We start from the raw sequence: 18,364 nt of genomic DNA on the forward strand, positions 1-18,364 counted from the left end.
CCGCGGTGAGGCCATCGCGACCAAGGTCGGCTCCTACAAGGGTATTACCATGTCCACATTGAATATCAACGGCCTGGGCTGGGCACCGCATAAGGCACCTGGCGAACAGGGCTGGCAACTTCAAGGCGTCGACCTGCAGGTGGGCGAGGGCGAGTTCGTTGGCTTGATCGGGCCCAATGGTAGCGGCAAGACAAGCCTGTTGCGCTGCGCCTATCGCTTCAATCAGCCGGCCGGCGGTGTCGTCCAATTGGACGGATCAGACCTGTGGCGTCAGTCGCCGCGCTGGAGTGCCCGTCGTATAGCCGTAATGTTGCAGGAGTTTCCACAAGAGTTCGGCCTGACGGTGACTGATGTGGTGGCCATGGGTAGAACACCGCACAAAGGGCTGTTCGATGGCGACACCCGTGAAGATCGCTTGCTGGTCGAAGAAGCCTTGGGTCGAGTTGGACTGACCGCGTTTCAGGCGCGTCCATTTGCCGAATTATCTGGCGGCGAAAAACAGCGGGTTTTGCTAGCCCGTGCCCTGGTGCAACAGCCAGGCCTGCTGATTCTTGACGAGCCGACCAATCACCTCGATCCGCGCTACCAACTGGACCTTCTCACGCAACTGCGGCGCCTGCGCCTGAGCACCCTGGCCAGCTTCCACGATCTCAACCTGGCGGCCGCTTTCTGTGACCGGCTGTATGTGATCGACGGTGGGCGAATCGTCGTCAGCGGTAAGCCAGCCGAAGTCCTGACCCATGAATGCCTGCGCGATGTGTTTGGCGTTCAGGCGCTGGTCGACACCCATCCGCTGGCAAACCACCCGCGTATTACCTGGATCACTGAACCATGAAATCAGCAATGGCTGTCGCCGTGCTAGCAGGCGCCTGTGCCTTGGGCGCACATGCCGGTGACTACCCCTTGACCCTGCGCAGTTGCGAGCGCGAGGTCACCTTTGAACAGGCCCCCCAACGTGCCGTCAGCCACGACATTAATATGACCTGCATGCTGGTCGCCCTAGGCTTGCAAGATCGCATGGCCGGTTACACCGGTATCAGCGGCTGGAAGACCCTGGCCCCGTCGTTGCGCACTGCCCTTGAGGGTCTGCCGGAGTTGGCCAGCCGTTACCCTTCGGTGGAAAACCTGCTGGCGGCCGATACCGACTTCTTTTTTGCCGGCTGGAGCTATGGCATGCAAGTGGGCGGGCCCCTCACGCCCGCTACATTGGCACCTCTGGGTATCCCCGTTTATGAGCTGACTGAGTCGTGCTCCAAGATCATGCGCGATCCCCATCAAGCCAGCCTTGAGGATCTATACCGCGACCTGGGTAATCTGGGCCGCATCTTCTCGGTGGAGCCGCGAGCCGAAGCCCTGATCGCAGGCATGCGAGGACGAATCGCCGCTGTCCAGTCCAGGCTGCCGACCGAGAATGAGCGGCCCCGGATATTTCTCTATGACAGCGGCGAAGATCGGCCCACCACCTCGGGACGCATGGGCATGCCCCAGGCACTGATCGCCAGCGCAGGAGGGCGCAACGTGATGGAAGATGTGCCCGCCAGCTGGACGCAGGTCAACTGGGAGAGCGTGGTAGAGCGCGATCCTCAAGTGATCCTGATCGTCGACTACGGGCCGATTACCTGGCGGCAAAAGCGCGATTTCTTGCTCAACAACCCGGCGCTGCAAGCGGTACAAGCCATCAGGCAACAGCGCTTTATCGTGTTGTCGTATCTGGAAGTCACGCCTTCGGTTGAGAACGCCCACGCCATCGAAACCATCGCCAAGGGCCTTTATCCCCAGTCATTTGCCGAGGCTCGCCAGTGATCTGGGTTCGTAGTGCGGCGGGGTACCGGCTGTTGGTGTTGGGGTTGCTTGCCTTGCTGATGGTGTCATGTGCGCTGTCACTGACCTTTGGCTCGGCGCAGGTCCCGCTGGCGAATGTGTGGGGCATTCTCGGCCAGCAGATCGGTTGGGGCAGCGGGGGCGAGTGGAGTCGAGGGCAGGAGAACATCGTCTGGCTGATACGCGCCCCGCGTGTTCTGCTGGGTGCGCTGGTCGGGATAGGTCTGGCCCTGGTGGGCACCGCACTACAAGCGGTTACCCGTAACCCACTGGCCGACCCGCACCTGCTGGGCGTCAGCTCTGGCGCAGCCTTAGGCGCGGTAGTGGTCGTACTTTACCAGGGCGAATTTGCCGGCCCTTTCAGCCTCCCGATTGCAGCCTTTATCGGCGCCTTGTCGAGCATGCTACTGGTGCTTGTCGTGGCCAGCCGACAAGGCCGACTGGAAAGCGACCGGTTGCTGTTGGCCGGGGTGGCGGTGTCGTTCGTGCTGATGGCGCTGGTTAACCTGCTGCTTTATACAGGCGACCAGCACGCCAGCACCTCGGTCATGTTCTGGATGCTTGGCGGCCTGGGGCTGGCGCGTTGGGAATTGCTTTGGCTACCGGCACTGTGTGTAGTGATGGGACTGACAGTTCTGCTGGTGCTGGCGCGGGCCCTCAATGCCTTGATGAGCGGTGAACAAACTGCCGTCAGCCTGGGGTTCAGTACACGGCGCATACGCCTGGCGGTGTTTGTCTGCACCTCATTGCTGACGGGGGTCATGGTGTCATTGTCGGGTGCGATCGGTTTTGTCGGGCTGATGCTGCCGCACATGGCCAGGCGCCTGGTGGGTGCCGAGCATCGCCGCCTGTTGCCGGTCAGTGGGCTGCTGGGAGGGCTGTTCATGGTCTGGGTCGATGTTGCCGCTCGGACGTTGATCGCGCCGCAGGACCTGCCCATTGGGATCGCTACGGCAGCAATCGGCGGGGTGTTTTTTGTGGCGCTATTGCGTCGGCGTGGGTGATTGATCACTGTCACCGAATGAGAGGCACAAAAAAATCGGCTCATTTGGCCGGTTTCTGGTGACAGCTGGCATCACAGTATCAAGGTCGGAAAAATGCTACCTGCTATTTCCTCAGGTGCCGTGCAGCATCGAGGGCGCCAATGCTTGCCCACCGGAAGACGTTGGTGGCGGGTAGTCCGGAGGCGGCGGCTTTTGAAGTGGCTTTTCTGAAAACGACTTTGTCTGAAGCGGCTATCCTGAACGCGGCTGCCAGAAACAAGGAGGCCCCGCAGAGCGGGGCCATCACATAACCTAGTCTCATCACCGTTTCGTGTAGCACGGGAGTGGAGGTTCCTAGGGCTGCGGAGCTAGATTACCACCCTCGAATTGGACGTCAACCCCTGAGTTCGGAAATGAGCGCTCAGACTCCAACATGGGAAATGAACGAGTCACCCGTGCCCAGCACTGCTGCGAGCGCTGCACATTGCCTGGCAATCCGCAGGTACGCGCTAACGTCATGCGCGATGGCTTTTAACTTTCCGGAGCAGAGTCATGACTGTACCATCGCCCGGGTTCTTTACATTTTTCAGCATGGGGGCTCGCAGGGTAGATGGTCTGGCAAACATTGGAGGCGAAGCTCTCCACTCCAAGAATGAGCCGCTACCTCAAAGGGCATCAGGGCAACCAAGACCACGCGGCTGAAGCCTACGTGCATAACATGCGCATCGCGGAATCGCTCGTCTCGATTTTTCACGTGCTTGAGGTTGGACTGCGCAATGGAATCCAGCGCGAGATGGTGCGTGAGTATAAGCGTGACGATTGGTACGAAGAGCTCAATGGTACCAACGCTGAACTGCTGGCCAGTTACGAAAAGGTGAAGGATGCTCGGGCAGCGCTCCGTAAGCGCGGCACCAAGCTCAGCCCTGATGACATTACCGCTGAGCTGAGTTTTGGACATCGTTGTTCAACCGGAAGGCATTTCTGGGGGTTTCCAAGCCGCTGATGCGGGTCTTCCACCATTGCCCGAAGCACTCCAAAAATGCAGACACCATTCGTAGTCGGCTGAACAAGGCGCGCGATCTTAGGAATCGCTGTTTTCACCATGAACCGCTCCTGTGGCAGCCGCTGTTCGAGCTGCATCGAGACATCACTGAAATCGTGCAGTGGGTCGATCCTGGGTTGTGCACTTGGATCAAAAGTCATGATCGATTGCCGGCAGCGCTGGCTGGCTGGAATACCTGGAAGGAAGCTGCCAAGCGCACCCGGGCTGCCTCAGCCCCTGCGAAAGCCGAGCCTGAGGTAAAGGCATCCGCGCCCCAAAAAGTGTCGCAGGCAGTCGAAGCTACAACGGCCAAAGAGATGTCAGATTCCGAATCCGCTCAAGGGGAGGTAGCTTCGCGGGGGGCGGATGCTTCTTAGAGTGAGGCTGGGCCAAAAGGCTCAGCTGGATCATCATGAGGTGCTGCTGGCTCCAGTCCAGAACTACCGTGATACTCAATTCCGGCAGCTTTTGTGATGTCTATCGATTTTTTAATTTCGCTTAGAACTTAATGACGTCCTGCAAATGATCTGTTGATAGGTGAGAATGCCGCATCATCATCGGGTACGAGATGTGTCCGAGGATGTTCTGCACGTCGCGATGCGTTCACCATTCATGATGAAGTGGCTAGCAAGGTAAACCGTCAATCACGTTAAAGTAGATCCATGGTGGCCATGGAGTCAGCCATCCGGTAGCCCATCGCTTTGTAGCCCGCCTGGCGCTTATCCCACATCCTCAGTAGCGCGACATTACCCTCGTCAACGAAGTCGATCACTCGTACGTCGGCCTTATCGGCATGCGATCGATGCAACCGCCCCGCATATTGCTGAAGGACTCCTTTCCATGAGATGGGCATTGCCAGCACCAGCGTGTCCAGCGGTGGGTGATCAAAGCCTTCACCAACTAGTTTTCCTGTTGCCAACAGCACCCGTGGAGCATCAGGGGGAAGGGACTCAAGCTCATGTATGCGTGAAATTCGCTGTTTCTTAGGCACTCGCCCATGAAGCGTGAAAAGATTATGCACGCGCTGCTTCAATTCTAATTCCAGGGCATCAACATGTTCTGTCCGCTCCGTTAGCACCAGAATTTTTCTACCTTCGCTGTACGCCAGCTCAATTTCCGAGACGATTTTGGCTGTCCGCTCAGAGTCGTCGGCTAGGCGCCGAAATATCTCCTGAATTCCAACGCCGTCGGGGACCGCTATTGGTTTGGGCAGCAATCGAGGCACGACAGAGAGGTCACGGGGCGCACTCGCTGGTCGAGCAGCAGAATGTCGGATCGGTCCGCACTGCATGAAAATAATGGGCTGCTGCCCGTCTCGGCGCACAGGGGTTGCCGTGAGTCCCAGCACGTACCGCGCGGTCGCGCTCCTCAGTAGTGCCTCGAATGACACTGCTGATAGGTGATGACACTCATCAACGATGATCTGGCCATAGTTTTTTACCTGATCGCTGATCTCGCCTTTTCGCGATAATGACTGCATTACAGCAATGTCGATGATGCCGGTAAGCTTCGTTTTTCCGCCTCCAAGAGTTCCAACGACACCATTCCCGACTCCCAGGAATGCCTGTAGGCGCTCCTGCCACTGCCTTAACAACTCCGTCCGATGCACAAGCACTAATGTGTTAACGCCACGTTTAGCAATCAACGCAGCGGCACTCACTGTTTTACCGAACGCTGTCGGCGCGCAGAGGATGCCGGTGTCATGACTTAGCATTGTGTTGATCGCATCTTCCTGGTCGGGGCGTAGAGTACCGAGGAAGCTTACGTCGATGGGATTGCCTGCAAAGCGTTCATCTTGAAAAACTGGCGTAATGCCGTTTTCCCTTAAAAGCTCCAGCACGGCATCCAGGCAACCACGTGGCAGCGCTATATGTTTGGGGAAATTCTGCGCACAGCCGATGACCCTTGGCTTATTCCACACCGACATACGCATGGCCTGAGCTTTATAGAATTCGGGGTTTTGAAACGCAGCGAGCCGGACAAGCTGGTTTGCCAATGGCTGTGGCAATACGGATTTTTCAAAGTAAATCAGGTTAGCCAGCGTAATATTGACGGACGCCGGCAGCGGGCATGTCAATTTGCGTGATCTTGACTCACTACCTTTCCAGGGTTCTGCATCGCCTTCATCATCAACATAGATGACACCTATAGGATCTCGATTACCCATCGCGCGGGTAACAACGGCCTGGATATCCTCTGGGTGCATCCGCTGAACCGATGTCAGAAAGGCCCACTGATCGGGATGGGGCTCAAGCGTGTCGTCTACAAATACGCTGTTGTTTTGGGCCCGAGCCCGCTTTTGCAAAGGAAGCGCGATGAGGTTTCCGAAGCCGCCCTTAGGCATATAGTCCTGATTCGGAAACAGTCGATCATAGGAGCTGAGCGCCAATTGGCGTGTGCGTTCACATGCATGACTGATAATTGCAGCACCCAGGCGGCGCGCATCAAGAGCAGGAACATTTCGCTCGAAAAAAACCCAGCAGTGAGCCCCGTTACCTGAACGCGATATTTCCAGTGCTACGGGGACGTCCAGTTCATGGCACGACTGAACAAAAGCTCGGGCATCGTCTCGCCAGTCGGCTTCATCGAAGTCGACAGCCAAGAAATAACAGGTGTCATCCGGAAGTAAGGGGTAGATACCAATAACCACTTCACCTGCTAGATGGCGATAGATCACCTCATCGGTCAATGGAAGTAGCTGACGGTTATTGCAGTCGCCACATTTAATTCGAGGTTTCTCACAAACGCCAGGCCGCCATTCATTTGCGCAAGCGGGGGCGTATCCTGATTTGCCTGCCTTGCTTTCCCAGCGGATGGGATAAACGTCCGTCCTGCCACGAAACAAGCTTCGGAACAGGGCAAGCTTTCCTTCGGTATCGAGTTGCTGTGAGTGTTCTGCTTGGACAATCTTGACTGGTTCAGCAAGTGGGCGCCAATCGATGCCATGAGCATCCAGCAAGGCAACCAATCTTGCATTCTCAGCCCTTAGCTTCGCCACCAGACTTGTGTCCATCGCCGCCTTCAGCCTCTACGTCTCAGGTGAAGCCTATAGCCTAGAGCTACAACCCTCAGCCCCTTTGTAAAACGTAGAGGTTATCAAACCACAGGGGTTTGGATCAGGGGCTCAAGAGCCCCGAACACAGAGCTCAAATCGCGGGCACAAAAAAACCGGCTCATCTGGCCGGTTTCTTTGATTCTGCAAGCCGGTAGGGACTCACAGCTACTGCTGTTTGGTGCCCCCGGGGAGACTCGAACTCCCACTCCTTTCGAAAACGGATTTTGAATCCGCCGCGTCTACCGATTCCGCCACAGGGGCTTGCTGGGCGCGAAGTATAGAGAGACGCATACCGTTGGTCAATCAGGTTTCATGGAAAATTTCACATGTTTCCGCTAAGCTTTGCGACCCTGACAAACCGAACTCCATCATGCGCGTCGCCGATTTTGCCTTCGAGCTCCCAGATTCCCTCATTGCTCGCCACCCGCTGGCAGAGCGTCATAGCAGCCGCCTGCTGACCCTGGACGGGCCGAGCGGGGTGCTGTCTCATCGTCAATTCACCGATTTGCTGGAGTATCTGCGCCCCGGCGACTTGATGGTGTTCAACAACACCCGGGTGATTCCGGCGCGTGTCTTTGGCCAGAAGGCCTCTGGCGGCAAGCTGGAAATCCTGGTCGAGCGCGTCCTGGACAGCCATCGTGTGCTGGCGCATGTGCGTTCGAGCAAGTCGCCCAAGCCTGGCTCGCAGATTTTGCTCGAAGGCGGTGGCGAGGCCGAGATGGTTGCTCGTCACGACACGCTGTTCGAGTTGCGGTTTGCCGAAGAGGTACTCCCGCTGCTCGACCGAGTCGGGCACATGCCGCTGCCTCCTTATATTGATCGCCCGGATGAAGGCGCTGATCGCGAGCGCTATCAAACGGTCTACGCTCAACGCTCCGGTGCCGTGGCTGCGCCGACAGCGGGGTTGCATTTTGATGAGGGCCTGCTGGCACAAATCGCGGCCAAGGGCGTGGAAACCGCCTTTGTCACCTTGCACGTCGGCGCGGGTACTTTCCAGCCAGTGCGGGTGGAGCGCATCGAAGATCACCACATGCATAAAGAGTGGCTGGAAGTCAGCCAGGACGTGGTGGATGCGGTGCAGGCCTGCAAGGCTCGCGGCGGTCGGGTAGTAGCGGTGGGCACCACCAGCGTGCGCTCGTTGGAAAGCGCAGCCCGTGATGGCGTGCTCAAGCCGTTCAGTGGCGACACTGATATCTTTATCTTCCCGGGCCGGCCGTTCCATGTGGTCGATGCCCTGGTGACCAATTTTCACTTGCCTGAATCCACGCTGCTGATGCTGGTTTCGGCCTTCGCTGGTTACCCGGAAACCATGGCGGCCTATGCGGCGGCGGTGGAAAACGGTTACCGCTTCTTCAGTTACGGTGATGCGATGTTCATCACCCGCAATCCGGCGCCGCGTGGCCCCGAGGATCAAGCATGAGTCGCACCTGTCGTATGTCCTTTGAGTTGCTGGCCACCGATGGCAAGGCGCGTCGTGGCCGCTTGACCTTCCCGCGCGGCGTTGTCGAAACCCCGGCGTTCATGCCTGTGGGCACCTATGGCACGGTCAAGGGCATGTTGCCGCGCGACATCGAGGCCATCGGTGCGCAGATGATCCTGGGCAATACCTTCCACCTGTGGCTGCGCCCGGGCATGGAAGTGATCAAGGCTCACGGCGACCTGCACGATTTCATGCAGTGGAAAGGCCCGATCCTGACCGACTCCGGTGGTTTCCAGGTGTTCAGCCTGGGCGCCATGCGCAAGATCAAGGAAGAGGGCGTGACCTTCGCGTCGCCGGTCGATGGGTCCAAGGTGTTCATGGGCCCGGAAGAGTCGATGCAGGTCCAGCGCGACCTGGGCTCGGACGTGGTGATGATTTTCGACGAATGCACCCCGTACCCGGCTGACGAAGACGTTGCCCGTGTTTCCATGGAGCTGTCCCTGCGCTGGGCCCAGCGCTCCAAGAATGCCCATGGCGAAAACACCGCCGCGCTGTTTGGCATCGTCCAGGGTGGCATGCACCAGGACCTGCGCATGCGTTCGCTTGAAGGCCTGGACAAGATCGGCTTCGATGGCCTGGCCATTGGCGGTCTGTCGGTGGGCGAGCCCAAGCACGAAATGATCAAGGTACTCGACTACCTGCCGGGCCTGATGCCTGCTGACAAACCTCGTTACCTTATGGGGGTGGGCAAACCTGAGGATCTCGTTGAGGGTGTGCGCCGCGGAGTCGACATGTTCGACTGCGTGATGCCGACACGCAACGCGCGTAACGGTCATCTGTTTATCGACACGGGTGTGCTAAAGATACGCAATGCGTTCCATCGCCATGATGATTCGCCGCTGGATCCGACCTGCGACTGCTACACCTGCCAGAATTTCTCCCGTGCTTATCTGCATCACTTGGATAAGTGCGGCGAAATGCTGGGTAGCATGTTGAATACCGTGCATAACTTGCGACATTACCAGCGCCTGATGGCTGGTTTGCGCGAGGCAATTCAACAAGGTACATTGGCCGCCTTTGTCGATGCCTTCTATGCCAAGCGCGGGCTGCCTGTGCCGCCTTTGGACTAAGCTGTTTCGAACTTTTTTGAGTCCCTTTTGCAACTGGAGTGCTAAATGAGCTTTCTGATTCCTGCCGCTTACGCGGATGCCGCTGCCCCTGCTGCTGCCGGCCCGGCTGGTACAGGTTTTGAGTGGATCTTCCTGGTAGGTTTTCTGGTCATCTTCTACCTGATGATCTGGCGTCCACAGGCCAAACGTGCCAAAGAGCAGAAAAACCTGCTGAGCAACCTGCAAAAAGGCGACGAAGTGGTGACCTCTGGCGGTATCGCCGGCAAAATCACCAAGGTTGCCGATGACTTTGTAGTGATCGAAGTGTCCGACACTGTCGAGCTCAAGTTCCAGAAGGGCGCCATTGCCGCCACTCTGCCGAAAGGCACGCTCAAAGCGATCTGAGATCCACGAACTTTACCCATCGACGGGGCGCGCAACGCGCCCCGCGTCTTGAACGGGCGGCGTGATGCTGAACAAATATCCTCTGTGGAAATACGTACTGATCCTGGCGGTGCTGGCGGTCGGTTTAATTTATTCCGCTCCCAACCTCTATCCTGACGATCCGGCCATTCAGGTCGGTGGCGCAAGCACTGCCCTGCAAGTGACCCAGGCTGATCTGGATCGTGTCAGCAAGGCGCTGGCCGATGCGGGTATTCAGGTCAAGGCGGCCACCGTGGCCGAGAAAGGCAAGGGCGGCTTGGTGCGTCTGGTCAACAAAGACGATCAATTGCCGGCCAAGGATGTGGTGCGCAAGACCCTGGGTGACGATTATGTCGTAGCCCTCAACCTGGCGCCGACCACGCCGACCTGGCTGCGCAACCTCGCGGCTCACCCGATGAAGCTGGGTCTGGACTTGTCCGGTGGTGTGCACTTCCTGCTGGAAGTGGACATGGACAAAGCCATGGATGCCCGCCTGAAGGTGTACGAGGGCGAAGTCAAAAGCTTGCTGCGCAAAGAGCGCGTGCGTTATCGCAGCCTGCCGCAACAAGACGGTGGCATCCAGCTGGGCTTCAGCGACGATGCAACCCGCGAACAGGCCCGTGCCCTGATCCGCAAGAATTTCAACGATTTCGAGATCATCCCCAGCGAGCGTAATGAGCTGTTGGTGCTGAAGCTGGCGCTGACGCCGGCCAAGATCGCCGAAATCCGGGAGTACTCGATCAAGCAAAACTTGACCACCGTCCGTAACCGGGTCAACGAGCTTGGCGTTGCCGAGCCGCTGGTGCAGCGCCAGGGTGCCAACCGCATCGTGGTCGAGCTGCCGGGTGTACAAGACACCGCCGAAGCCAAGCGTATCCTCGGCAAGACGGCTAACCTTGAGTTCCGCCTCGGTGCTGAGCCAGGTGCTTCGAAGGCGACCACCGAGACCTTCGAGTTCCGTGAAGGCAATCGCGCGCCCGCAGCCGTCGAGCGTGGCCTGATCATCACCGGTGACCAGGTAACCGACGCCCAGGCCAGTTTCGACGAGCACGGCAGCCCGCAAGTGAACATCCGCCTGGATGGTCATGGCGGTGACCTGATGAGCCGCGCCACGCGCAGCAACGTCGGTCGCAGCATGGCGGTGATCTTCATCGAGCAGAAGCCGGTGACTCGCTACGAGAAGAAGCTGGTCGACGGCGTCGAGAAAGACGTTGCCATCCAGACCTTCAGCGAAGAAAAACGCATTATCAGCCTGGCAACCATCCAGTCGCCGCTGGGTAGCCAGTTCCGTATCACTGGCCTGAATGGCCAGGGTGAGTCGTCTGAACTTGCGCTGCTGCTGCGTGCCGGTGGCCTGGCTGCACCGATGTACTTCGCTGAAGAGCGCACCATCGGCCCGAGCCTGGGTGCGGACAACATCACCAAGGGTGTCGACGCATCCCTGTGGGGCATGCTCTTTGTCTCGCTGTTTATCATCGCCATCTACCGCTTCTTCGGCATTATCGCCACGGTCGCGCTGACGGTGAACATGGTGTTGCTGCTGGCACTGATGTCGCTGCTGGGGGCAACCCTGACTTTGCCGGGTATCGCCGGTATCGTCTTGACCATGGGGATGGCGGTGGACGCCAACGTGCTGATCTTCTCGCGGATTCGCGAGGAAATCGCCAACGGCATGTCCGTGCAGCGGGCTATTCATGAAGGTTTCGATCGGGCCTACACGGCGATTCTCGACGCCAACCTGACCACCTTGCTCGTGGGCGGCATTCTCTTTGCGATGGGCACAGGCCCCGTCAAAGGTTTTGCCGTCACCATGTCCCTCGGGATCTTTACCTCGATGTTCACGGCCATCATGGTGACCCGCGCGATGGTCAACCTGATCTTCGGCGGTCGTGACTTCAAGAAGTTGTGGATTTAAGGGGCTGCCATGTTACGTACCATTAACTTCATGGGCGTTCGCAACATTGCGTTCGCCGTCACCATGCTCCTTACGGTACTGGCGTTGTTCAGCTGGTTTCAAAAAGGGCTGAACCTCGGTCTGGACTTCACCGGCGGTGCGCTCATCGAGCTGACCTACGAGCGTCCTGCGGACCTTGCCAAGGTGCGTGAGCAACTGGCCGAGGCGGGCTACAAGGACGCCGTGGTGCAGAGCTTTGGCGCCACGACCGACGTGGTCGTGCGTATGGGGGGCGATGACCCGCAACTGGGTAACGAAGTGGCCGAGGCCCTGCGCAAGTTCGGTGCGGACAACCCGGCAGTGGTCAAGCGCGTCGAATTCGTCGGCCCTCAGGTCGGTGAAGAGCTGCGCGACCAGGGTGGCTTGGGCATGCTCCTGGCGCTGGGCGGGATCATGATCTATCTGGCGTTCCGCTTTCAGTGGAAGTTTGCCGTCGGCGCGATCGTCTCGCTGATTCACGACGTCGTGGTCACCATGGGGATTCTGTCGTTCTTCCAGATTACCTTTGACCTGACGGTGCTCGCCGCGATTCTGGCGATCATCGGTTACTCGCTCAACGACACCATCGTTGTCTTTGACCGGGTGCGAGAGAACTTCCGGGTGCTGCGCAAGGCTCCGCTGATCGAGAACATCAACATCTCGACCACCCAGACCTTGCTGCGGACCATGGCGACCTCGATCTCGACCTTGCTGGCCATCGCTGCGCTGCTGGTCTTTGGTGGTGACAACCTGTTCGGCTTCTCCATTGCGCTGTTCATCGGCGTACTGGCGGGTACTTACTCGTCGATCTACATCGCCAACGTGGTGCTGATCTGGCTGAACCTGAGCAGCGAAGACCTGATTCCACCGGTCAAGAGCGAAGGCGTGGACGACCGTCCTTGAGCAGAAATAGCTCTGAATGCTTGGGTAGGAGCAGAGCTTGCTCGCGATAGGGGCGCCGCTTAATGCCTGATACACCGCGGTGACACTATCGCAGCATAGGTATCTACACATCTTTTGGTGTACTGCATTTCGTAGCAGTGGACGAGTAGAACGAGGCCACGTCCGGCTGCGCAGCAGTCGTAAAACCTGGCACTTCAGTATTCAGATACACCGCGAGTACAGGCTTTGCGAGGACTACGTCCCCGGACCTGGCCTCGCTGAACTCGTCTACTGCTACGAATGTAGCCGCTGACGAGGTACGAGGCTGCGATCGGCAGCGAAGCGGCCGTAAAACCTGAGACCGTAATCCATCAGGCACACCGAAGGGCCTGAATTTACGACGGCTTCGCCGCCGATCGCAGCCTCGTACCTCGGCAGCGGCTACAAGAGCCGCGCTGCCCCAGAATTGTGTAGATACCTATGACTATCGCAGGCAAGCCTGGCTCCTACAGCAAATTGTCGGCAGTCCCAAAGGCGCGAGTATTGAACTCGCGCCTTTTTTTGTGCTCCAAGGCTGGGAGAAGCGCGGACATTGTTCCGCCGGTATGGTCAGGAGGTTCACGTGAACAAGTCGATGCTAGTGGGTGCGGTACTGGGTGCTGTCGGTGTGACTGCCGGAGGCGCTGTGGCAACCTACAGCTTGATGAAAAGTGGCCCGGAATACGCTGATGTGATGGCGGTGGAGCCGATCAAGCAAACCATCAAGACTCCACGGGAAGTCTGCAAGGACGTCACTGTGACCCAGCAGGCGCCGGTCAAAGACCAGCATCAGATCGTGGGTAGTGTGCTGGGGGCTGTGGCAGGGGGTCTGCTAGGCAATCAGGTGGGTGGCGGTACCGGTAAGAAGATCGCTACCGTGGCAGGCGCCGTCGGTGGCGGTTATGCCGGTAACAAGGTCCAGGAAAACATGCAGGCCAAGGATACCTACACCACCACCCAGACGCGCTGTAACACCGTCCACGATATCAGCGACAAGGTTGTTGGTTACAACGTGAAGTATGAGCTCGATGGCAAGGTCGGCCAGGTGCGCATGGATCGTGATCCGGGTTCGCAGATTCCGGTCGACAAGCAAGGTAAGCTGATTTTGAGTCAGGGCGAGCCTGAGCAGCAGTAACAGGCAGCAAGCATAAAAAAAGCACCCCTAGGGGTGCTTTTTTATGGGCGGCGTTCGCGATTAGCGCTTGAGCGAGGCCGGCAGGTGCGGCTGGATAGCCGTCAGGACTGCCTTGAAGCATTTGGTGTTGCCAGCAACGATATGGCCTTTTTCAAGGAATTCGTGGCCACCGGTGAAGTCGCTGATCAAGCCGCCTGCTTCTTGAATCAGTAGCGCGCCAGCAGCCATGTCCCACTCAGACAGGCCCGATTCCCAGAAGGCGTCGTAACGACCAGCGGCCACGTAGGCCAGGTCCAGGCTGGCGGCGCCAGCACGGCGGATACCGGCAGTCTGGCCAACCAGGGCGCGGAACATGCCCAGGTAGTTGTCCAGGTTGTCCATTTGGTTATCGCGGAACGGGAAGCCAGTACCCAGTAGGGCGCCTTCCAGGCTCTTGCGTGGGCTGACGCGCAGGCGGCGGCCGTTCAGTGCGGCGCCACGGCCACGGCTGGCGGTGAACTCTTCCTGGCGAACGGGATCCAGCACCACGGCGTGCTCAAGGCGGCCACGGTATTTGCAGGCGATGCTGACTGCAAAGTGTGGAACGCCACGCAGGAAGTTGGTGGTGCCATCGAGCGGGTCGATGATCCACAGGTAGTCTTCGCCTTCGCCGCTGCCTGCGTGCAGGCCGGTTTCTTCGCCGAAGATACCGTGGGTCGGATAAGCCTTGCGCAGCGCCTTGATGATGCACTCTTCGGCTGCACGATCGACTTCAGAGACGTAATCCTTCGCGTCTTTTTCATCAACCTTGATGCTATCCAGGCGCTCGATGGAGCGGAAAATCAATTCACTGGCGCTGCGGGCGGCGCGCAGCGCGATATTCAGCATGGGCTGCATGGACGTTTCACCTAGGTCGTTAAAGAAAGCCGAACATTCTAGCAGAAAACTTTGCGACAAGAAGAGGGACATTCGCTTTCGTAGCGTAAAGCCTGTCGGTTCTGTAAGATTTCCTCCCCAAACTCCTGTCTGAGAGCGCCGGTAGTGCTGCAAAATATTCGTGTTGTCCTGGTCAATACCAGCCACCCCGGTAACATCGGCGGAGCTGCGCGTGCCATGAAAAACATGGGATTGTCGCGGCTGGTGCTGGTCGACCCGCTGTCCTTTCCCCACCATGAAGCCAGCGCGCGCGCCTCCGGTGCCGACGATGTGCTGGCCGGTGCCCAAGTGGTCGCCACACTTGAAGAGGCGCTGGTGGGTTGTAGCGTCGTACTCGGTACCAGTGCCCGTGACCGGCGTATCCCCTGGCCGCTACTCGACCCGCGCGAGTGCGGTACCAAGGTCGTCGAGCAAGTGGGAGAGGGCGTCGAAGTCGCATTGGTGTTCGGCCGCGAGCACTCCGGGCTGACCAACGACGAGCTGCAGCGATGTCATTTTCACGTGCATATCCCGTCCAATCCCGACTTCAGTTCGCTGAACCTTGGGGCTGCCGTGCAGGTGCTGGCGTACGAAGTGCGCATGGCCTGGCTGGCGGCGCAAGGGCAGCCAACCAAGGTCGAGAAGGTTGAGGTGGCGTCGGCTCGCAGTGAAGAGCTGGCGACGATGGACGAGCTGGAGCTGTTCTACGAGCATCTGGAAAAGACCTTGGTCGATATCCGCTTCCTCGACCCAGAGAACCCCAGGCACCTGATGTCACGCATGCGTCGTCTGTTTGCGCGTAGTTCGGTCAATCGTTCGGAAATGAATATTTTGCGCGGTATCCTCACCGAGACCCAGAAAATGGCCCGGGGCGAGCCGCATAAGCGCAAGGAATAGAGATGTTCGAGCGTATTCGTGAAGATATCCAGAGTGTTTTCCATCGGGATCCGGCTGCCCGCAATACGCTGGAAGTACTGACCTGCTACCCCGGTATGCATGCGATCTGGTTGCACCGCGGGGCGCACGCCTTGTGGCAGATGGGCTGGAAGTGGCCGGCGCGGGTGGTTTCCAACTTCGGTCGATGGTTGACCGGTATCGAGATCCACCCTGGTGCCAAGGTTGGGCGGCGTTTCTTTATCGACCACGGTATGGGCATTGTCATTGGTGAAACCGCCGAAATCGGTGATGACGTCACCCTTTACCAAGGTGTGACCCTGGGTGGCACCAGCTGGAACAAGGGCAAGCGCCATCCAACGCTGGAGGACGGCGTTGTGGTGGGTGCCGGTGCCAAGGTGCTGGGGCCGTTCACGGTGGGTGCCGGGGCCAAGATCGGTTCCAATGCGGTGGTCACCAAGCCGGTTCCGGCTGGCGCCACTGCGGTAGGGATCCCAGGTCGCATCATCATGAAAGCCGATGACGCACAGGAAGCCAAGCGCAAGGCCATGGCCGAAAAGATCGGTTTCGATGCCTATGGGGTTAGTGGCGACATGCCGGACCCGGTCGCTCGGGCTATCGGTCAGTTGCTCGACCATTTGCATGCCGTTGATGGTCGCCTGGAGGACATGTGCGGCGCGCTCACTAAAATGGGCAGCGACTACTGCGCCAAGGAGCTTCCGGCCCTGCGCGACGAAGACTTCGCCGAGGTCAAGGGCGAAGCATGCGACGGCCGTCGGGCCAGTTGACAAAATCGGGGCGTGTGCTTGGGTCCCGGCTTTGCTATCATGCGGCCGCTCTTTTTGCGTGTATTCCCGAGTAAATCGCTAGGTCTTAAAGTTGACTTAAATACTCGGGAATAGCATACTCGCAACCATTCCGAAACTCCGTGGTACTAGCCATGCGACTGACTACAAAAGGCCGATACGCCGTGACCGCCATGCTTGATCTGGCGTTGCATGCGCAGCATGGGCCGGTGTCTCTGGCCGACATTTCCGAGCGCCAAGGTATTTCCCTGTCCTACCTCGAGCAGCTCTTCGCCAAACTGCGTCGCGGCAATCTGGTTTCCAGTGTTCGCGGCCCAGGCGGTGGTTACCAGCTGTCGCGCAATATGGAAGGCATCCAGGTTGCCCAGGTGATCGACGCCGTCAATGAGTCGGTTGACGCCACTCGCTGCCAGGGGCTGGGTGATTGCCATCAGGGCGATACTTGCCTGACCCACCACTTGTGGTGTGACCTCAGTCAGCAGATCCACGAATTTCTGAGCGGTATCAGCCTGGCTGACCTTGTAACCCGCCGCGAGGTGCAAGAAGTCGCCCAGCGCCAAGACCTGCGCCACAGTTCGGGCAGGACGCCGCATCTTGAAAAGATTGAAACGTCCGCCGTCGAATGACCGCCACAGAGCGCAACGACGCGCCAGCCTGATTAGGAGATTTTCATGAAGTTGCCGATTTACCTCGATTACTCCGCGACCACCCCGGTTGACCCACGTGTCGCGCAAAAGATGAGCGAATGCCTGCTGGTTGACGGGAACTTCGGTAACCCGGCGTCGCGCTCTCACGTGTTCGGCTGGAAAGCCGAAGAGTCGGTCGAGAATGCTCGTCGTCAGGTCGCTGACCTGGTCAATGCCGACCCGCGCGAAATCGTCTGGACCTCCGGTGCCACCGAGTCCGACAACCTGGCGATCAAGGGTGTTGCGCACTTCTACCAGACCAAGGGCAAGCACCTGATCACCTCCAAGATCGAGCACAAGGCGGTCCTGGACACCACGCGCCAACTGGAGCGTGAAGGCTTTGAAGTCACCTACCTCGAGCCTGGCGCAGATGGCGTAATCACTCCTGCCATGATCGAAGCGGCACTGCGTGACGACACCATCCTGGTGTCGGTCATGCACGTGAACAACGAAATCGGCACCATCAACGACATCGCTGCCATCGGCGAGCTGACCCGCTCACGCGGCGTGCTGCTCCATGTCGATGCCGCTCAGTCCACTGGCAAGGTCGAGATCGACCTGCAGAAACTGAAAGTCGACCTGATGTCGTTCTCTGCCCATAAAACCTACGGTCCTAAAGGCATCGGCGCACTCTATGTCAGCCGCAAGCCTCGCGTGCGCCTGGAAGCGGCCATGCACGGTGGTGGTCATGAGCGCGGCATGCGTTCGGGCACCCTGGCAACCCACCAGATCGTCGGCATGGGTGAAGCCTTCGCCATCGCCAAAGAAGAAATGGCCAGCGAAAGCGTACGCATCAAGGCCCTGAGCGATCGCTTCTTCAAGCAGGTCCAAGGCCTGGAAGAGCTGTACGTCAACGGCAGCATGACCGCCCGCGTTCCGCACAACCTGAACCTGAGCTTCAACTACGTTGAAGGCGAATCGCTGATCATGGCCCTCAAGGACCTGGCTGTTTCCTCGGGCTCGGCCTGCACCTCCGCTTCGCTGGAACCGTCCTATGTCCTGCGTGCCCTGGGTCGCAACGACGAACTGGCGCACAGCTCGATTCGTTTTACCTTCGGCCGCTTCAGCACCGAAGAAGAAATTGACTACGCCGCACAGAAAGTCTGTGAGGCAGTGACCAAGCTGCGCGAATTGTCGCCGCTTTGGGATATGTTCAAAGACGGCGTCGACATCTCCAAGATCGAGTGGGCTGCGCACTAAGTAGCTGCCGATAAGAGCGGCTCTCTGATGAGGAAGGAATTG

The 18,364-nt window shown here is 58.6% G+C and carries 16 protein-coding genes, 1 tRNA gene and 1 pseudogene; 15 read left to right on the forward strand and 3 right to left on the reverse strand.

Annotation, left to right across the window (positions count from 1 at the left end; all coding sequences use genetic code 11):
* The first annotated feature begins 49 nt into the window (after nt 1-49).
* The 5 genes and pseudogenes from AC3IX4_RS05225 to AC3IX4_RS05245 all read left to right on the forward strand — a co-directional run bounded on the left by AC3IX4_RS05225 (nt 50) and on the right by AC3IX4_RS05245 (nt 3,807).
* Nucleotides 50-835: an ABC transporter ATP-binding protein gene (locus AC3IX4_RS05225; protein WP_489259553.1), complete on the forward strand. Its 786-nt coding sequence runs from the start codon at nt 50-52 to the stop codon at nt 833-835.
* Entirely contained in the window at nt 832-1,803 is a 972-nt protein-coding gene (locus AC3IX4_RS05230) for an ABC transporter substrate-binding protein (protein WP_489259554.1), read from the forward strand. The genes AC3IX4_RS05225 and AC3IX4_RS05230 overlap by 4 nt, the downstream gene beginning before the upstream one ends.
* 59 nt (nt 1,804-1,862) lie before the next feature.
* Nucleotides 1,863-2,825 carry a FecCD family ABC transporter permease gene (locus tag AC3IX4_RS05235; protein ID WP_489261213.1) on the forward strand — a complete coding sequence of 321 codons (963 nt, stop codon included), beginning with the start codon at nt 1,863-1,865 and terminating at the stop codon, nt 2,823-2,825.
* Nucleotides 2,826-2,882: 57 nt separating this feature from the next.
* Nucleotides 2,883-2,994, forward strand: a pseudogene (locus AC3IX4_RS05240) (IS1096 element passenger TnpR family protein); the annotation flags it as partial.
* A gap of 420 nt (nt 2,995-3,414) precedes the next feature.
* The gene (locus AC3IX4_RS05245) at nt 3,415-3,807 is read left to right on the forward strand and encodes a hypothetical protein (protein WP_489259555.1); all 393 of its coding nucleotides are present in this window, start codon (nt 3,415-3,417) and stop codon (nt 3,805-3,807) included.
* A 688-nt stretch (nt 3,808-4,495) separates the two neighbouring features.
* On the opposite strand, the gene AC3IX4_RS05250 is transcribed toward AC3IX4_RS05245, so the two are convergent.
* The gene (locus AC3IX4_RS05250) at nt 4,496-6,859 is read right to left on the reverse strand and encodes a TOTE conflict system archaeo-eukaryotic primase domain-containing protein (protein ID WP_489259556.1); all 2,364 of its coding nucleotides are present in this window, start codon (nt 6,857-6,859) and stop codon (nt 4,496-4,498) included.
* Between the two features lie 218 nt (nt 6,860-7,077).
* Nucleotides 7,078-7,162, reverse strand: a tRNA-Leu gene (locus tag AC3IX4_RS05255).
* Nucleotides 7,163-7,271: 109 nt separating this feature from the next.
* Between AC3IX4_RS05255 and queA the strand changes: the two genes are divergently transcribed.
* From queA to AC3IX4_RS05285, 6 genes are all read left to right on the forward strand, one after another.
* Nucleotides 7,272-8,321, forward strand: a complete 1,050-nt coding sequence (gene queA / locus AC3IX4_RS05260; RefSeq protein WP_489259557.1) for a tRNA preQ1(34) S-adenosylmethionine ribosyltransferase-isomerase QueA — start codon at nt 7,272-7,274, stop codon at nt 8,319-8,321.
* 14 nt (nt 8,322-8,335) lie between these two features.
* Complete coding sequence (gene tgt, locus AC3IX4_RS05265; protein ID WP_489261214.1) at nt 8,336-9,451, forward strand: tRNA guanosine(34) transglycosylase Tgt; 1,116 nt, start codon at nt 8,336-8,338, stop codon at nt 9,449-9,451.
* Between the two features lie 45 nt (nt 9,452-9,496).
* Entirely contained in the window at nt 9,497-9,835 is a 339-nt protein-coding gene (yajC, locus tag AC3IX4_RS05270; RefSeq protein ID WP_489259558.1) for a preprotein translocase subunit YajC, read from the forward strand.
* A gap of 64 nt (nt 9,836-9,899) precedes the next feature.
* Complete coding sequence (secD, locus tag AC3IX4_RS05275) at nt 9,900-11,768, forward strand: protein translocase subunit SecD (protein WP_489259559.1); 1,869 nt, start codon at nt 9,900-9,902, stop codon at nt 11,766-11,768.
* A gap of 9 nt (nt 11,769-11,777) precedes the next feature.
* On the forward strand, nt 11,778-12,689 hold the full coding sequence (gene secF, locus AC3IX4_RS05280; protein WP_489259560.1) for a protein translocase subunit SecF: 912 nt from the start codon (nt 11,778-11,780) through the stop codon (nt 12,687-12,689).
* A gap of 601 nt (nt 12,690-13,290) precedes the next feature.
* Nucleotides 13,291-13,842: a glycine zipper 2TM domain-containing protein gene (locus AC3IX4_RS05285; RefSeq protein ID WP_489259561.1), complete on the forward strand. Its 552-nt coding sequence runs from the start codon at nt 13,291-13,293 to the stop codon at nt 13,840-13,842.
* Between the two features lie 60 nt (nt 13,843-13,902).
* On the opposite strand, the gene suhB is transcribed toward AC3IX4_RS05285, so the two are convergent.
* Nucleotides 13,903-14,718, reverse strand: coding sequence for a type III secretion system regulator SuhB (gene suhB, locus AC3IX4_RS05290; protein ID WP_489259562.1), 816 nt, complete (start codon nt 14,716-14,718; stop codon nt 13,903-13,905).
* 144 nt (nt 14,719-14,862) lie between these two features.
* Here suhB and trmJ point away from each other — a divergent pair, with 144 nt between their 5' ends.
* The 4 genes from trmJ to AC3IX4_RS05310 all read left to right on the forward strand — a co-directional run bounded on the left by trmJ (nt 14,863) and on the right by AC3IX4_RS05310 (nt 18,322).
* Nucleotides 14,863-15,633 carry a tRNA (cytosine(32)/uridine(32)-2'-O)-methyltransferase TrmJ gene (gene trmJ / locus AC3IX4_RS05295; RefSeq protein WP_489259563.1) on the forward strand — a complete coding sequence of 257 codons (771 nt, stop codon included), beginning with the start codon at nt 14,863-14,865 and terminating at the stop codon, nt 15,631-15,633.
* 2 nt (nt 15,634-15,635) lie between these two features.
* Nucleotides 15,636-16,418, forward strand: a complete 783-nt coding sequence (gene cysE, locus AC3IX4_RS05300; RefSeq protein WP_489259564.1) for a serine O-acetyltransferase — start codon at nt 15,636-15,638, stop codon at nt 16,416-16,418.
* Nucleotides 16,419-16,570: 152 nt separating this feature from the next.
* On the forward strand, nt 16,571-17,062 hold the full coding sequence (iscR, locus tag AC3IX4_RS05305) for a Fe-S cluster assembly transcriptional regulator IscR (protein WP_489259565.1): 492 nt from the start codon (nt 16,571-16,573) through the stop codon (nt 17,060-17,062).
* A 45-nt stretch (nt 17,063-17,107) separates the two neighbouring features.
* A complete protein-coding gene (locus tag AC3IX4_RS05310; RefSeq protein WP_489259566.1) occupies nt 17,108-18,322 on the forward strand; it encodes an IscS subfamily cysteine desulfurase in 1,215 nt (404 codons plus the stop codon).
* Nucleotides 18,323-18,364: the final 42 nt, after the last annotated feature.

It is taken from the genome of Pseudomonas sp. KH_021 (genome assembly GCF_057838865.1).

What these genes read in the sequence shown, in the direction of transcription:
- tgt (WP_489261214.1), top strand. Translation starts at nt 8,336, where the DNA reads ATGTCCTTTGAGTTGCTGGCCACCGATGGCAAGGCGCGTCGTGGCCGC.
- queA (WP_489259557.1), top strand. Translation starts at nt 7,272, where the DNA reads ATGCGCGTCGCCGATTTTGCCTTCGAGCTCCCAGATTCCCTCATTGCT.
- cysE (WP_489259564.1), top strand. Translation starts at nt 15,636, where the DNA reads ATGTTCGAGCGTATTCGTGAAGATATCCAGAGTGTTTTCCATCGGGAT.
- secD (WP_489259559.1), top strand. Translation starts at nt 9,900, where the DNA reads ATGCTGAACAAATATCCTCTGTGGAAATACGTACTGATCCTGGCGGTG.
- AC3IX4_RS05245 (WP_489259555.1), top strand. Translation starts at nt 3,415, where the DNA reads ATGGTCTGGCAAACATTGGAGGCGAAGCTCTCCACTCCAAGAATGAGC.
- AC3IX4_RS05230 (WP_489259554.1), top strand. Translation starts at nt 832, where the DNA reads ATGAAATCAGCAATGGCTGTCGCCGTGCTAGCAGGCGCCTGTGCCTTG.
- secF (WP_489259560.1), top strand. Translation starts at nt 11,778, where the DNA reads ATGTTACGTACCATTAACTTCATGGGCGTTCGCAACATTGCGTTCGCC.
- AC3IX4_RS05235 (WP_489261213.1), top strand. Translation starts at nt 1,863, where the DNA reads ATGGTGTCATGTGCGCTGTCACTGACCTTTGGCTCGGCGCAGGTCCCG.
- yajC (WP_489259558.1), top strand. Translation starts at nt 9,497, where the DNA reads ATGAGCTTTCTGATTCCTGCCGCTTACGCGGATGCCGCTGCCCCTGCT.
- AC3IX4_RS05250 (WP_489259556.1), bottom strand. Translation starts at nt 6,859, where the DNA reads ATGGACACAAGTCTGGTGGCGAAGCTAAGGGCTGAGAATGCAAGATTG.
- AC3IX4_RS05225 (WP_489259553.1), top strand. Translation starts at nt 50, where the DNA reads ATGTCCACATTGAATATCAACGGCCTGGGCTGGGCACCGCATAAGGCA.
- suhB (WP_489259562.1), bottom strand. Translation starts at nt 14,718, where the DNA reads ATGCAGCCCATGCTGAATATCGCGCTGCGCGCCGCCCGCAGCGCCAGT.
- AC3IX4_RS05310 (WP_489259566.1), top strand. Translation starts at nt 17,108, where the DNA reads ATGAAGTTGCCGATTTACCTCGATTACTCCGCGACCACCCCGGTTGAC.
- iscR (WP_489259565.1), top strand. Translation starts at nt 16,571, where the DNA reads ATGCGACTGACTACAAAAGGCCGATACGCCGTGACCGCCATGCTTGAT.